The sequence below is a fragment of the Aeromonas sp. ASNIH4 genome, from assembly GCF_002934425.1.
Lineage (GTDB): Bacteria > Pseudomonadota > Gammaproteobacteria > Enterobacterales > Aeromonadaceae > Aeromonas > Aeromonas hydrophila.
Window position 1 is genome coordinate 1516018 of the sequence record NZ_CP026217.1, and the last position, 15656, is coordinate 1531673.

General features: G+C 56.9%; 8 protein-coding genes and 1 pseudogene. 7 read left to right on the plus strand and 2 right to left on the minus strand.

Translation table 11 applies throughout. The annotated features are described in order from the left end of the window. Window position 1: 1 nt before the first annotated feature. Window positions 2-4459: a glutamate synthase large subunit gene (gene gltB / locus C2U40_RS07120; RefSeq protein ID WP_103829123.1), complete on the minus strand. Its 4458-nt coding sequence runs from the start codon at window positions 4457-4459 to the stop codon at window positions 2-4. Between the two features lie 613 nt (window positions 4460-5072). Here gltB and C2U40_RS07125 point away from each other — a divergent pair. From C2U40_RS07125 to C2U40_RS07150, 6 genes are all read left to right on the plus strand, one after another. Next, the gene (locus tag C2U40_RS07125) at window positions 5073-6008 is read left to right on the plus strand and encodes a TIGR01212 family radical SAM protein (protein ID WP_103829122.1); all 936 of its coding nucleotides are present in this window, start codon (window positions 5073-5075) and stop codon (window positions 6006-6008) included. Window positions 6009-6411: 403 nt separating this feature from the next. Further along, window positions 6412-8556: a type I secretion system permease/ATPase gene (locus C2U40_RS07130; protein ID WP_017410900.1), complete on the plus strand. Its 2145-nt coding sequence runs from the start codon at window positions 6412-6414 to the stop codon at window positions 8554-8556. Continuing rightward, on the plus strand, window positions 8549-9967 hold the full coding sequence (locus C2U40_RS07135; RefSeq protein ID WP_011706512.1) for an HlyD family type I secretion periplasmic adaptor subunit: 1419 nt from the start codon (window positions 8549-8551) through the stop codon (window positions 9965-9967). Before C2U40_RS07130 ends, C2U40_RS07135 begins: the two co-directional genes overlap by 8 nt. Window positions 9968-10002: 35 nt before the next feature. Beyond that, a complete protein-coding gene (locus C2U40_RS07140; protein ID WP_103829121.1) occupies window positions 10003-11331 on the plus strand; it encodes a TolC family outer membrane protein in 1329 nt (442 codons plus the stop codon). Between the two features lie 158 nt (window positions 11332-11489). Next, on the plus strand, window positions 11490-12212 hold the full coding sequence (locus C2U40_RS07145; protein ID WP_024945793.1) for a transglutaminase-like cysteine peptidase: 723 nt from the start codon (window positions 11490-11492) through the stop codon (window positions 12210-12212). A 3-nt stretch (window positions 12213-12215) separates the two neighbouring features. Then, window positions 12216-14141, plus strand: a complete 1926-nt coding sequence (locus tag C2U40_RS07150; RefSeq protein WP_016351162.1) for an EAL domain-containing protein — start codon at window positions 12216-12218, stop codon at window positions 14139-14141. Between the two features lie 70 nt (window positions 14142-14211). Here C2U40_RS07150 and C2U40_RS26700 read toward each other — a convergent pair whose 3' ends face one another. Continuing rightward, window positions 14212-14580 (minus strand): hypothetical protein, encoded by a 369-nt coding sequence (locus tag C2U40_RS26700; protein WP_233768841.1) that lies wholly within the window; start codon window positions 14578-14580, stop codon window positions 14212-14214. Here C2U40_RS26700 and C2U40_RS26470 point away from each other — a divergent pair. Then, a pseudogene (locus C2U40_RS26470) lies at window positions 14470-15501 on the plus strand (retention module-containing protein); the annotation flags it as partial. The gene C2U40_RS26700 and the pseudogene C2U40_RS26470 overlap by 111 nt on opposite strands. Window positions 15502-15656 lie beyond the last annotated feature (155 nt).

A 15656-nucleotide genomic window follows, 5' to 3' on the forward strand; every position in this document is an offset into this window, starting at 1 on the left:
CTTATTGCGCCTGGATTCTGAGTTCTGCACTGGAACGGCTGGTGTGGCCAAGCAGCGATTTGACGTCGCTGGACTTGGGTTTGATCAGCCTGAACTTGGGCACATAGGAGTCGAAGTTGGCCAGGATCTCCTCGGCGCGCGAGCTGCCGGTTTCGTTGAGGTGCGCCGTGATGATGCCGCGCAGGTGCTCCTGATGGATGGCGAGGTCCGCCACGTCCAGCAGTTCCACCAGCTCGGGGTTGGTGCGCTTGGCAAAGTTGCCGCACTCGTCGAGCACGTAGGCGAAGCCGCCGGTCATGCCCGCCGCGAAGTTGACGCCTGTGGTGCCGAGCACGGTGACGATGCCGCCGGTCATGTATTCACAGCCGTTGTCGCCGATCCCCTCGACTACCGCCAGCGCCCCTGAGTTGCGCACCGCGAAGCGCTCGCCGGCGGTACCTGCGGCATAGAGTTTGCCGCCGGTGGCGCCGTAGAGGCAGGTGTTGCCGATGATGGCCGCCTCGTGGGATTTGAATGCCACGCCGACATGGGGTTTGATCACCAGCTTGCCGCCGGTCATCCCCTTGCCCACGTAGTCGTTGGCGTCCCCGGTGAGGATCATCTCAAGGCCGCCGGCGTTCCAGACGCCGAAGCTCTGGCCGGCGGTACCGTTGAAGTGGACCCGCACCGGATCGGCCGCCATCCCCTGGTTGCCGTGGCGCTTGACGATTTCGCCGGACAGACGCGCCCCCACCGAGCGGTCGGTGTTGCGGATGTCGTAGCGAAACTCGCCGCCGCTCATGTTTTCCACCGCCTCCAGCAGATCTTCCACCATCTTGAGGTTCAAAGGCCCCTTGTCGAAGGTGGGGTTGTGCTGCTGGCTGAACAGGCTGGAGCCTGCCGGTGCCACCGGGCTGGTCAGAATGCCGGAGAGATCCAGCTTGGCCTGACGGGCGGTGAGGCCGGGCAGCGCTTCCAGCAGGTCGGTACGACCGATGAGATCGGTCAGCTGGGTGACGCCAAGCTGGGCCATCAGCTCGCGGGTCTCCTCGGCGATGAACTTGAAGTAGTTCATCACCATCTCCGGCAGGCCGGTGAAGTGCTCGCGGCGCAGCTTCTCATCCTGGGTGGCGACGCCGGTGGCGCAGTTGTTCAGGTGGCAGATACGCAGGTATTTGCAGCCCAGCGCCACCATGGGGCCGGTACCGAAACCGAAGCTCTCGGCGCCGAGAATGGCCGCCTTGATGATGTCCAGACCCGTTTTGAGGCCGCCATCCACCTGCAGCCGCACCTTGTGGCGCAGGCCGTTGGCGACCAGCGCCTGCTGGGTCTCGGCCAGGCCCAGTTCCCAGGGGGATCCGGCGTATTTGACCGAGGTGAGGGGGCTCGCGCCGGTGCCGCCGTCGTAGCCGGAGACGGTGATGAAGTCCGCATAGGCCTTGGCCACGCCGCAGGCGATGGTGCCAACGCCGGGCTCGGACACCAGTTTCACCGACACCAGGCAGTTCGGGTTGATCTGCTTGATGTCGAAGATGAGCTGGGCCAGATCCTCGATGGAGTAGATATCGTGGTGGGGTGGCGGCGAGATCAGGGTCACGCCGGGCACGGAGTAGCGCAGCTTGGCGATCTGGGCCGTCACCTTGTCACCGGGCAACTGGCCCCCTTCGCCGGGCTTGGCGCCCTGGGCCACCTTGATCTGCACCACGTCGGCGTTCATCAGGTAGTGGGGGGTGACGCCAAAGCGCCCCGAGGCCACCTGCTTGATGCGCGAATTCTTCTCGGTGCCGAAGCGCTTGGGATCCTCGCCGCCTTCACCCGAGTTGCTCTGGCCGCCGAGCCGGTTCATGGCCACCGCCAGCGCCTCGTGGGCTTCCGGGCCCAGCGCACCGATGGACATGGCGGCGGAGTCGAAGCGGGGGAACAGCTTGGCAGCCGGCTCCACCTGCTCCAGTGCCACCGGGTTGTCGACCTTTTTCAGGGTGAGCAGATCACGCAGGGTGGCGACCGGCCGTTCGTTCACCAGACGGGCGTACTCCTTGTAATCGGCATAGTTGCCGGAGCGCACCGCCACTTGCAGGGTCTGCACCACATCCGGGTTGTAGGTGTGGTACTCGCCGCCGTGGACGAATTTGAGCAGGCCACCCTGGGTGAGGGCCTTGCGGGCCAGCCAGGCTTGACGGGCCAGATTGAACTGATCCTGCTGGATGTCGGTAAAATCGGCGCCCTGAATGCGGCTCGATACGCCGCGAAAACACATCTCGACCACGGCTTTGGAGAGGCCCACCGCTTCGAACAGCTGGGAGCAGCGGTAGCTGGCCACCGTGCTGATGCCCATCTTGGACATCACCTTGTAGAGCCCCTTGTTGATGCCGTTGCGGTAGTTGAGCATGGCCTGGCGCAGGCTCATCTTGAGCACGCCCTCTTCTACCTGCTTGGCGAGCGTCTCGTAGGCGAGGTAGGGGTAGATGGCAGTGGCGCCAAAGCCCAGCAGCACAGAGAAGTGGTGCGGGTCGCGCACGCTGGCGGTCTCCACCAGGATGTTGGCGTCGCAGCGCAGGTTGTTGTCCACCAGGGTGCGCTGCACCGCCCCCACCGCCATGGCAGCCGGGATGGGCAGGGTGTCGGCACTGACGTCCCGATCCGAGAGGATCAGCAGCACGGTACCGGCCTTTGCGGCAGCCTGGGCCTCTTCACAGATGCGCAGGATCGCCGCTTCCAGTCCCTCTTCGGGTTTGAAGTTGAGGCTGATCACCTGATGGCGATAGTGCTCCCCTTCCAGTGCCAGCAGCTGGTGGAAGTCGGAGTAGAGCAGGATCGGCGACTGGAACAGCACCCGGTGGGCGTGGCCGAAGGTCTCGTTGAACACGTTCTGCTCGCGGCCGATACAGGTGGCCAGCGACATGACGTGGTTTTCCCGCAGCGGATCGATGGGCGGGTTGGTGACCTGGGCGAACATCTGGCGGAAGTAGTCGTACAGGGTGCGCTGGCTGGAGGAGAGCACCGCCATCGGGGTGTCATCCCCCATGGAGCCCACCGCTTCCTGGCCGTTTTCACCCAGTACCCGGATGATCTGGTCCAGCTCCTCATAGGAGTAGCCGAACAGTTTCTGATAGGTTTTCAGCTGATCGTCGGAGAACTCGCGGGCGCCGGTACTGGCGTCATCCATCTGTTCGAACGGCACCAGCCGCTTGCAGTGCTTGTCCATCCACTGCTTGTAGGTGTGACGGCTCTTGAGATCGTCGTCGATCTCGAAGCTGGTCCAGATCTTGCCGTTGCTGGTGTCGACCACGAACAGCTCGCCCGGGCCGACCCGGCCCTTCTCCAGCACTTCGTCCGGGGTGTAGTCCCAGGTGCCGACCTCGGACGCGAGGGTGATGAACTTGTCCTTGGTGATGACGTAGCGGGCCGGACGCAGGCCGTTTCTGTCGAGCGCGCAGGTGGCGTAGCGGCCGTCGGTCATGACGATGCCAGCCGGGCCATCCCAGGGCTCCATGTGCATGGAGTTGAAGTCGTAGAAGGCGCGCAGGTCGTCATCCATGTTTGGGTGCTTCTGCCACGCAGGCGGGATCAACAGGCGCATGGCGCGGAACAGGTCCATGCCGCCGGCCAGGAACAGATCCAGCATGTTGTCGAGGCTGGAGGAATCCGACCCCGTGGTGTTGACGAAGGGGGCGGCCTCTTGCAGATCGGGGATCAGCGGGGTGGCGAACTTGTAGCTGCGTGCCTTGGCCCACTGGCGGTTGCCGGCTATGGTGTTGATCTCGCCGTTGTGGGCCAGATAGCGGAACGGTTGCGCCAGCGGCCAGCGCGGGCTGGTGTTGGTGGAGAAACGTTGGTGGAACACGCAGATGGCCGCCTGCATGCGGATGTCGGCCAAATCCAGATAAAAACGCGGCAAGTCCACCGGCATGCACAGTCCTTTATAGACGGTGACCAGGTTGGAGAGGCTGACCACGTAGAAGTAGTCGTCGCTGATGCGTTTCTCGATGCGGCGGCGCACGATATAGAGGCGGCGCTCGAGATCCTTGTCGACCCAGCCGGGGGGGGCGTTGACAAAGACCTGTTCGATGCTGGGCAGGGAGGACTTGGCGATGGGGCCGAGTACATTGGTATCGATAGGCACCTTGCGCCAACCGACCAGGCTCAGGGTCTCCTTTTCCAGCTCTTCGTCGATGATGTCGCGAGTGGCTTGCGCCAAGACGGGATCGGGGTTGAGAAACAGCATGCCGACCGCGTAGTTGCGGCCCAGGTGCCATCCCTTCTCTTCGGCGACAGCTCTGAAGAAGCTGTCGGGTTTTTGCAGCAACAGACCGCAGCCGTCGCCGGTCTTGCCGTCGGCGGAGATGCCGCCACGGTGCTGCATGCGAGCCAATGCTGACATCGCGAGACGGACAAGCTTGTGGCTGGCTTCACCTTCCATGTGGGCCAACAGGCCGAAGCCACAGTTATCCCTCTCCAGCTTTGGATCATATAGTGACATTGCATTTCTCCCTTGCTCGGCCTTGCATCGCACTGTCATCAACAGACTGCATAAATTGCGATTGGCTCTTGTGGTTCCGTCCGCCTGAGGTGGCGAATCTCCAAACTAATGGGATTTTTCGGCAAGGTCAATTGGACATCCCGGCTGTTTTCATTATCACAAACCCATAACAAAATGTCGGGGTGCGGGTATATATGGGGTATTAACTGGCGATTGCTCTGGTTATTTTTGTTTTCGTGGAGTTTTGTATTGCCATATTGGACTTTGCTGGTTGACTCAATGGGGGCAAGGATTTGTAGTAATTTTACCAATCCACTCGACAAGTGAATGGCCGAGATCACAATAACGATGCAGGTGACTTGCATTTGCAAAACCACCGTCTATGAGAAAATTTTCATTATTCAACAAACTGTTAGAAGATGGTTTTGTGGTGGTGTTGAGCCTTCGTCAAATTTGGGATGAGTCTCGAAAGCGTCGATAACTACCCATTCGCTGATATTTATCCGGTTATTGGTGAATATTTATATGTTTTCCCGACCCTCTCCTCCCTTGATCCAGCGCAGCGCCGAGCGCGGCCAAGCTCGTACAATGACGCCCCTTTACTGGAGGTGTCATGCAGTTACACGAACTCGTCAATACATTCGGCCAGGATCTCAAGCAACGCCATGGCCAGAAGATCCACAAGCTCTCCATTCACGGTGCCTTCACCTGCCCGAACCGGGACGGCACGCTGGGCCGTGGTGGCTGCACCTTCTGCAATGTCTCCTCCTTTGCCGACGAGTCGGCCCAGCAGCTTTCGGTGGTGCAGCAACTGCTGGCTCGCCGGGATGAAGTGACCCGGGCCAAACGTTATCTCGCCTACTTTCAGGCCTATACCAGCACTTATGCCGAGGTGGAGTACCTGCAGCGCATGTATGAAGAGGCACTGTCGGTGAGCGACATGGTGGGCTTGTGTGTGGGGACGCGCCCAGATTGCGTGCCGGATGCGGTACTGGACCTGCTGGCCGGTTATCAGGCTCGGGGTTACGAGGTGTGGCTGGAGCTGGGGCTGCAGAGCGCCAACGACAAGACGCTGCAGCGCATCAACCGGGGTCATGGCTATGCCGCCTATGTTGACGCTGTGACCAGGGCCCATCAGCGCGGCATCAAGGTGTGCGCCCACCTGATCGTCGGTCTGCCCGGTGAAGTCGCCATGGACAGCCTGAATACGCTGCAGCGCATCGTGGAGACGGGGGTGGAGGGGATAAAACTGCACCCGCTGCACGTGGTAGAGGGAAGCACCCTTGGCAAGGCGTGGCAGGCGGGTCGACTGGAGGTGCCGAGCCTGGCGCAGTATGTGGAAGCGGCGGTTGCCATGATCCAGCACACGCCGCCCGAGGTGGTGTACCATCGCATCTCGGCGTCGGCACGCCGTCCGACTCTGTTGGCGCCGGCCTGGTGCGAGAATCGCTGGACAGCCATGGCTGACATTGCTAGTGAACTGGCCCGCTCCGGCGCCCAGGGTCATGCGCTGAGGCGCCCTTTTTCGCTTTCTGGCAATATCGGCTAGGTAATCAGATTTCATCAAAAAAACAGTGAGTTATTAGATGAAATTCAGTCTTTGCGGTATAGTTTCGGTAAAATTGTCTTGATATAGTACTTGGCTTGAAAAAGATATCATTATCAATAAGCTTGTATTATTTCCAATTTGGACGGGATATATCGGAGGTGGCGCCATCTTGTGTCGCGATCCGCAACCAAACTGCCCGTCTCGCCTTTGGGTGTAATGCCTACCAGGTCTGCCAATGACATTCAGTGTCATGTACCTGTGCTTAATGTGTATCAGGCTGTTGATCCCTTCTCGGGGAGCTCTGTTCTTTATGTCACGGGATCGTCTGCGCCAAACTGCGCCCGTGAAGCTTGAATATCGGTGTGGCGATAGAGCCGGCCCAATCATGCAGTGACAGGATGCTATGCAAGCAGAAACTAACCGTATTGACGAGTTGTTGGAGTGCCTGGTCTTTCTGACCCGCTTTTATGGGGTGCCCAACAGCAAGGATGCCCTGACGACCGGTTTGCCACTGGTGTCCGGCCTGCTGACGCCCAACCTGTTTGGCCGTGCCGCCGAGCGGGGCGGACTGTCGGCCCGGGAAGTGATCCAGCCGCTTGCCGAAATCTCTCCCTTGTTGCTGCCTTGCGTGCTGCAGATGCGCAATGGTGGCGCCTGCATTCTGCTGGAGTGGAATGAAGACAGAAGCCAGGGCAAGGTCATCTTTCCTCAGGCGGGAGATGCGGCCCAGTGGCTCAATGCAGCCCAGCTGGGTGATGAGTATCTGGGTCGACTGTTTTTTGTCAAAAAGCAGTTCAAATTTGATGAGCGCTCCCCCAAGGTGCTGGAGACCCGTGATGGGCACTGGTTCTGGAGCACTCTGTTTGAATCCCGTGGCATCTATCGTGACGTACTGATCGCGTCCATCCTGATCAACCTGTTTGCCATCGCCAGCCCGCTGTTCACCATGAACGTCTACGACAAGATAGTGCCCAATCTGGCATTCGATTCCCTTTGGGTGCTTGCGGTCGGGGCCATGGTGGTGTTCACCTTCGATTTCGTGATGCGTCAGCTGCGCAGCTACTTCATCGACATTGCCGGTAAAAAATCGGATGTGCTGTTGTCGGCCAAGATCTTCGCCAAGGTAATGGGCATGCGGATGGAGTCGCGGCCGGCCTCGACCGGAGCGTTTGCCAAACATCTGCAGGAGTTTGAATCGGTACGGGAGTTTTTTACCTCCGCCACCGTCTCTACCCTCATCGACCTGCCGTTCGCGGTCTTCTTCCTGTTCATCATCTGGATTTTCGCCGGGGTTATGGTCGTGGTGCCGATCGTCGCCATGCTGATCCTCATTATTTACAGCTTCTATATTCAGGCGCCGCTCAAGCAGTCCATCGAAGAGGGATCGCGGCTTGCCTCCCAGAAGAATGCCAATCTGATCGAGAGCATTTCAGGCCTTGAGACCGTCAAGATTTTCGGGGCCGAGAGCATGTTCCAGCATCGCTGGGAGCAGGCCGTCTCCCATATCTCGACCTGGGGCGTGCAGACCCGCCGCATCACCAACTCCATGTCCTCGCTGGCCAGTTACATCCAGCAGGTGGTGACGGTGGCACTGGTGATTGTCGGTGTTTATCAGATCTCGGAAGGGTTGGTCACCATGGGGGGCATGATTGCTGCCGTCATGCTGTCAAGCCGTGCCATTGCGCCCATGGTGCAGTTGTCGGTGCTCTCCACCCGTTACAACCAGGCCAAGTCCGCACTGGAAATCCTGGAAAAAATCATGGTGACACCGGGTGAGCAGGAAGAGGGCAAACAGTATATCCACCATCCCGTGATCTCCGGTCGGATCGAATTTGACAATGTCTCGTTCAAGTACCCGGGGATGGAAACCAGCACGCTGCACAACATCAATCTGCGTATCGAGCCGGGTGAGAAGGTGGCCATCATAGGCCGGATCGGGGCGGGCAAAACCACGCTCGAGAAGATCTTGATGGGCTTGTATCGGCCCACCGATGGCTCGGTGCGACTCGATGGGTTCGAGCTGGATCAACTGCCGGCCTCGGTTATCCGGCGCAACATAGGTTGTGTCCCGCAGGACGTGACCCTGTTTTTTGGCTCGGTACGCGACAATATCATGCTGGGCAATCCGCTGGTGGACGATGTGCGGGTCATGCGGGCCGCCAAACGGGCTGGCGTCACCAATTTTACCAATCGGGATCCCAACGGGTTGGATCGGCAAATCGGCGAAGGAGGCCGTCAGCTCTCGGGTGGTCAGCGTCAGGCCATCCTGCTGGCGCGAGCCTTGCTCAACGACCCCCCCATTCTGGTGATGGACGAGCCCACCTCCAACATGGATAACCAGTCCGAGATGCAGGTCAAGCATGAGCTGGCACGATTGGGGCCGGAAACAACCCTGATCCTGATCACGCACAAAACCTCCATGCTCGATGTCGCTTCACGGGTCATCGTGGTTGAGCAGGGGCAGGTGGTGGCCGATGGGCCCAAAGAGGCTGTGCTGCAACAGTTGAAAGAGGGCAAGGTGCGTGTGCAGGAGGCGTCCAATGGCTAAGTTTGGACTGTTTAAGAAGGCGCCATCCGATACCGTACTGCCGGCGCCGGAGCACCTTGAATTCGTTGATGACGGTGCGGCTGCGGTACTGCTGAGTACTCCGACTCGAGCCAGGGCATTGCTGTGGGCCTGCTTCCTGTTTTTCATGAGCGCCATCGTCTGGGCCGCCTGGGCCGAGCTCGATGAGGTCACCGTTGGACAGGGCAAGGTCATCCCTTCCCGTCAGTTGCAGGTGATCCAGAATCTGGAGGGGGGGATCGTCAAGGAGATCTTCGTCAAAGAGGGTGACATCGTTGAAAAAGGGCAGCCGCTCTTGCGCATCGATGACACCCGCTTCCGCTCCGATTTTCGTGAACGGGAGCAGGAGCTGGTGACCCTCAAGGGGGATATTGCCAGGCTGCGCTCCGAAATCCAGAGCGTGGTGGTCAAGACCGGCCCCAATTTGGGATGGCGCGAACAGGTCGTGGTCGACAAGCAGCCCATCGATTTCCCTGATGGTTTCGAAAACGTCTTTGCCGAATATGCGGCTCGAGAAAAATCAGTTCAGGATGAGCGTCTCAACAATTTGAACAACCAGCTCTATATTCTGGGGCAACAGATTGAACAGAAAGAGCAGGAGACCATAGAGCTCAACGCCAAGATCAGGACGGTGGCGCGTAGCGTGGATCTGGCGCGGCAGGAGCTCAATATCAGCCGCCCCTTGGCCAAGGAGGGGATAGTACCTCAGGTCGAGCTCATCAAGCTGGAACGTCAGGTCAACGAAATGCAGGGGGAATTGGAGAGCAACCGACTGCTTATTCCCAAACTCGATTCCGTGTTGCGGGAAACCATCTCCAAGCGCAACGACATTGCCTTGAAATTCCGGGCCGATTCACAGACCGAGCTCAATGAACGGCAAGGCAAATTGAGCCAGCTGTCCGAAGGCCAGGTTGGGCTGCGGGATCGGGTGGATCGCACCAGCGTCATTGCGCCGCTCAAGGGTACCATCAAGAAGCTCAAGATCAACACGCTGGGTGGTGTGGTGCAACCCGGTATGGATCTGATGGAAATTGTTCCACTGGAAGACACTCTGCTGGTCGAGGCCAAAGTGTCGCCCAAAGATATCGCGTTCTTGCGGCCAGGGCTGGAGGCCGTGGTCAAGATTACTGCCTATGACTTCACAATTTATGGAGGATTACATGGCAAGGTTGAACAGATAAGTGCTGACTCGATCCAGGATGAAGATGGCAACTCCTTTTACCTGGTACGAGTACGCACCGAGAAAAGTTACTTGGGCGATGAGCTTAACGCACTTCCCATCATCCCCGGTATGTTAGCCAGTGCAGATATTATTACTGGTAAAAAAAGTGTCCTAGACTATTTGCTTAAGCCGATTTTACGGGCAAAGCAGTCGGCACTGAGAGAACGATAAGCCAACAATCTAAAAACAACATGACTGGAGATACCATGAAGAAGACGATTGTTGCCATGTTAGTAAGTGGCGCCGTGCTGTTCCCGGGCCTTACCCAGGCCCAAACACTGGAACAGTCAGTGGCACAGTCACTGGCTACCCATCCCAAAATCAAGGAAGCTTTTGATCTCTATCAGGCGCGACTGTATCAGCATGATGGGGCCAAAGGTGGTTACTATCCCACCATCGATCTGCGTGGCGGTGTTGGCTATGAGAAAACTGACAGCCCGTCAACTCGTGCGGCCGATGCGAACTCGACCACTATCGATGACTCCATGACCCGTAAAGAGGCGGGTATCAGCCTGCGCCAGATGCTGTTTGATGGTTTCAACGTCAGCAGCAACGTGGCTCGTACCGATGCCGAAGCCAATGCTCAGCGTCTGGCCATGATCTCCGAGGCGGAGAATACAGCCCTGCGCGTGGCTGAGGTTTACCTCAACATGCTGCGTCAGCAGGAGATCCTGGAGCTGTCTAAACAGAACCTGGAAACTCACGAGCAGATCCGCAGCGACATCAGCAAGCGGACCGATTCAGGCTTGGGATCCACGGCAGACCAGACTCAGATTGATGGTCGTGTCGCCAGAGCCTATGCCAATCAGGCGGCTGCCGAAAACAACTACCGGGATGCCGAGAGCGAGTTCATCCGGGTAGTCAACGAGATGCCAAAAGATTTGGTACAGCCGGTGCCGGATGCTCAGCTCATTCCGAGCAGCCTGGATGCCGCCTTGAAGACGGCGACCGAGGTGCATCCGACCTTGCTGTCATCCTTGCAGGATATCGAAGCCGCCAAGTATCAGCATGAAGGCTCCAAGTCCGGTTTTTATCCCAACGTCACGTTTGAAGTGGATCAGAACTGGAACGAGGACATTGATGCAGTCAAGGGACGCAATGACGATCTGACCGCCATGGTGCGCATGCGTTACAACCTGTTCCGTGGTGGTTCCGATCTGGCGCAGAGCAAGGCGACGTCCGCTCTCTATTCCCAGGCGAAAGATATTCATATGAATGCTTTCCGTCAGGTTGAAGAGGGAACCCGCCTGGCCTGGAACGCCAAAGAGTCTTTGACCAAACAGAAGACCTTCCTGAAAGAGCACGTGGATGCCAGCTATGACACTGTACAGGCGTACAAGAAGCAGTTCGGATTGGGCCAGCGTACCTTGCTGGACGTACTGAACACCGAGAACGAACTGTTTGAGGCCCGTCGCAGCTACATCACGGCCGAGTACGACTCCTTGTTGGCGGATTATCGGATCCTCAATGCCACTGGTAGTCTGCTCAATGCGTTTAATGTGAAGCAGCCCGCCGATTGGCAAGCTAAACAGTAATGGAGTGCGCATCAGGTTTGATGCGAGTGAAAGGGATGGCTGCAGCCGGGCTGCCGCCATCCCTTGTCTCTGACGGCCACTTCTGGCCAGCGTTGTAACAGCCAATGGATCTTTTGAAGATGCATGTGACTGAGCAGTATCGGGCAGGCAGTGTCGGCATGGCGTCAAGCTTCGGCTTGGCTCCGTTTTTGCGCGCGCGCTGGTTGCGCTGGTCTCTCTGGCTGCTGTTGGTTTCTCTGCCTTTGCTGCTTTCTGCCAGCCAGCCTCTTACCCCCGAAGATCTCAAACTGGTACAGCGGGCACAGGAAACATACGGTGTCAGAGCCGGCAAACGGGTCACGACTTGGCGTACGCTGGTCATGCAGAATCGTGCCGCCGGTCTGACAGACCGTCAGAAACTGGAGAAGGTAAACCAGTTTTTCAACCAGATGCGTTTTATCGACGACATCAAGTTGTGGCGCAAAAAAGACTATTGGGCGACCCCGTTGGAATTTTTAGGCGCGGCGGGTGGTGATTGTGAAGACTTCAGCATTTCAAAGTACTTTACCCTGCTGGAATTGGGGGTGCCGGATGAAAAAATGCGGATGGTCTATGTCAAGGCATTGGATTACAACCAGTTTCATATGGTGGTTGCTTACTATGACACGCCATCCTCAGTCCCCGTGATTTTGGATAACTTGATTGGGTCGATCCGGCCAGCCAGCCAGCGCCGGGATCTGATGCCGATATACAGCTTTAACGGTAGTCACTTGTGGTTGATGAAGGCGCGTGGTCAAGGGGAACTGGCTGGACAGTCCTCACGCCTGGGATTATGGAATGATTTACGCAATCGCATGACTTCGGGGCGATTGGCTCAGCCTGTGTTGAATTTGGATGATTAACCTATGACGCTCTACAGACAATTACTGGCCACCATGTTGATCCTGTTCGGGTTGTTATTTGCAGCCACCTATTGGGTGCAATTCAACTCGACTCGTACCTATCTGGCGCAGCAGCAGGAAACCACAGTCATCAACACCGCCACATCCCTGGGATTGGCGTTGACACCTTATCTGGAAAATGGTGACAAGGTGGGGGCTGAATCCGTCATCCAGGCGATATTTGATGGGGGATATTATCGCTTGGTCCGTCTGGACTTGTTGGCTTCCAAGGATGTCATTGAGCAGGAAAATACCAACAATATTCAGGGGGTGCCGCAGTGGTTCATTAATTTGGGCCTGTTTCCGGAAGTATCCAACGAATCGATTCTGACCTCTGGCTGGCTGCAACTGGGCAAATTGAAGGTTGTTGGTCACCCCGGGCAAGCCTACTACGAGTTGTGGCGTGGTATGAGCGAACTGGCGAGCTGGTTTCTGATAGGTTTTCTCATCACCACCATTTTGTTGATGCGTGCGCTCAATTATTTGCTCAAGCCGCTCAAGCAGATCTGCGAGCAGGCGGTGGAGATCGAACTGCACCACTTTGGCCATGCCATTCCTGAACCCAAGACCCATGAATTGAAACAGGTGGTACAAGCCATCAATACACTTTCCAGCAAGCTGGCCCTGCAGTTCAAGGAACAGGCTGATGAGGCTGAAAAATTGCGGGAGCGGGTTTATGTGGACGCTGTATCCGGCTTGGGCAACCGTGCTTATTTCGTGGGTCAGGTAAACGCATGGATTGCCGAGGCAGGACAAGGCGGCGTCATGCTGGTCGCTGTCGATATGCTGGATGACCTGTACCGTGAGGAGGGGTTTGCCGCTCGCGACAACATGGTCAAGTCGATAGCACAGGCTCTAAAGGAGCAGCTGAAAGGCTGGGATGGGTCGGCACTGGCGCGGATTTCGGCCACGGAATATGCCTTGCTGTGTCCTACCGATGATCTGGCCCAGCTGAAAGATTTGGCGGAAGTGATCAATAGTCGCATTGCCGACCTGGTTGTGAACCCCATGGGTGAGGGCGGTGCACTCTCCGTTATCGGTATTGCAGGGCGCGATGGTAATGATGATTTGTCAGCGTTGCTGACCAAGGCCGACAACGCCTTGGGCAAAGCGCGTAATGAACGTCGTGGTGCAGTAGTCATGGAGGGCGGTGTTGATCAAGGACTGATGGGACGTCTGGCTTGGCGCGATCTGGTACAAGACGCCATCGCTCGGCACTTGTGGCGCTTCAAGGCGCAACCTGCCTGCCGATTTGATAACGGCGTTCGTTTGCATGCGGAATTGTTTGCCTCTATTTCTCGTGATGGCACTGATTATTTTGCCGGTCAATTCTTGCCTGCCATCGAACAGTTCAAATTGGGCGGCGAATTCGATCAGGCGATACTTGAAGCTTCTATTCCATTGCTCCAGCAACAGGCGGATCTGGTCTTGGCGGTCAATATTACCGCTGGCTCGCTGTGTTCCGATGAGTTCAGGGCGTGGTTGACCGGCTATCTGACGGATCATACCGAGCTGCAAGAACGGCTGCTGTTTGAAATCCCGGAAGCCGCCATCATGAAGCATAAAGATCATGTCACCGCCTTGGTTAAGGCCTTGCAGGAACATGGATTCCAGTGGGGCGTGGATCATTATGGACGTCACTTCCAGTCACTGGGATATCTGGAAGAGCTGGCTCCAGCCTATGTCAAGGTTGATCATGGCTATACCAGTCAGGTGATGGAGCCGGGGGCGGATACCTCTTTCTTGGCAGCAGTGTGCCGCGCCGCTCACAATGCAGGCGTCACAACCATTGCGACCCGGGTGGAAGATCAACATCAGGTTGAGCTGCTTGCTAAATTGCATATCGATGGTTATCAGGGTTTTGTTCATCCCGCATTCCCACTGGCTTGAACGTTATCAAATCAAAAGGGGCCCATAAGGGCCCTTTTTTTATTCTAAAGATGAATAAGAATAGGTATTTTTAGGGCACCTCTCTGTTTGAGATTCGCTTGAGCCGCCACCAAGTGATTGATTTGACATTATAAAAAAGACCCTTCGATTTAATACTTTGCATTCCCCCAAGACGGAACAAATCCAATACATTTTTGCAACGGATGCGAAGCGTACAGACATCTATGGTGTAGACATCGAGATCTGTCACGTTGGAGCAAAGGATATGCGCACTCAAATCATCGACAAAACGGTTGTGGTCTCTTCCATTGAAGGCAGTGTTCAAATCGTGCTGGCTGATGGAAGCAGCCGCCCATTGCAAAAAGGCGAGATCCTCCAGCCGGGAGCCAAGCTTAATATTGCAGATGACGCCAAACTGGTATTGGCTCCCTATGACGATTCCCCTGCCGCTGCTACTCCAGATGCTCCTGCTCATGACGCACCAGCCCCTGGTCAACCTCAAGCCCCTGATGCGGGTACTGCGGCTTCTCCTGATATCGCTGCATTGCAAAAATCAATTCTGCAAGGGGTAGACCCGACACAAAACTTTGAAGCTTCTGCTGCCGGTGGGGCACCTGCCGCCGGTGGTGGTGGCGGGATCGGTGGTGTAGCCGGCGCCAGTGGCAATGGTGGCTTTGTCACCATTGACCGTATTGGTGATGCAACCATTGCTGCCGCAGGCTTTGACACCACATATCAGACAGAGCCGGTTGTAGATACACAACAAGTAGTAGAGCCTTTGCTGGTCAATGAACTGACGGATCAGGGCGAGCAGCTGGTTGTTGCGGAAGACGGTGTATTGAATGGCAATTTGCTGGATAACACGGTCAATACCGATGGGCCGTCAGCTGCGTCTGTTCTGCTCTTCAGCTGGGGAGGCAACGCCAATGTGGCTGTCGGAACCAGTGTGACAATCGACGGGATCGGTACGCTTGTCGTCAATGGCGATGGCAGCTTCACATTCACTCCGGCTCCCAACTACGACGGTGCTGTTCCCCCTGTCGTATACACGGTTACCGATGGCACCGATACGGTCCAATCCACCTTGGAACTCACTATCACGCCAGTCAATGATCTTGCTGATCAGGGTGAGAACGTCGTGGTGACGGAGGATGCGACGGTATCGGGCAATTTGCTTGACAACACCGTCGATAATGATGGGCCCCAGGCTGCTACTGTCACCGGATTTAGCTGGGGTGGGGTTGCCAACACGACTCTGGGCACCCCCGTCACTCTGGCAGGGGTCGGTACCCTGCTGGTCAATGCAGATGGCAGTTATCAGTTTACGCCTGCCACCAATTATGACGGCCCTGTCCCGGCGGTGAGTTATACCGTCACAGATGGTACAGATTCAGTACAGTCCTTACTGACTATCACGATCACTCCTGTTGATGAGCCGGTTGAGCTTGCCGGTCTGCAGCTGGAGGGCGGAGAACTGACATTAAATGAATCCTCATTGGCAGGAGGGAGTAATCC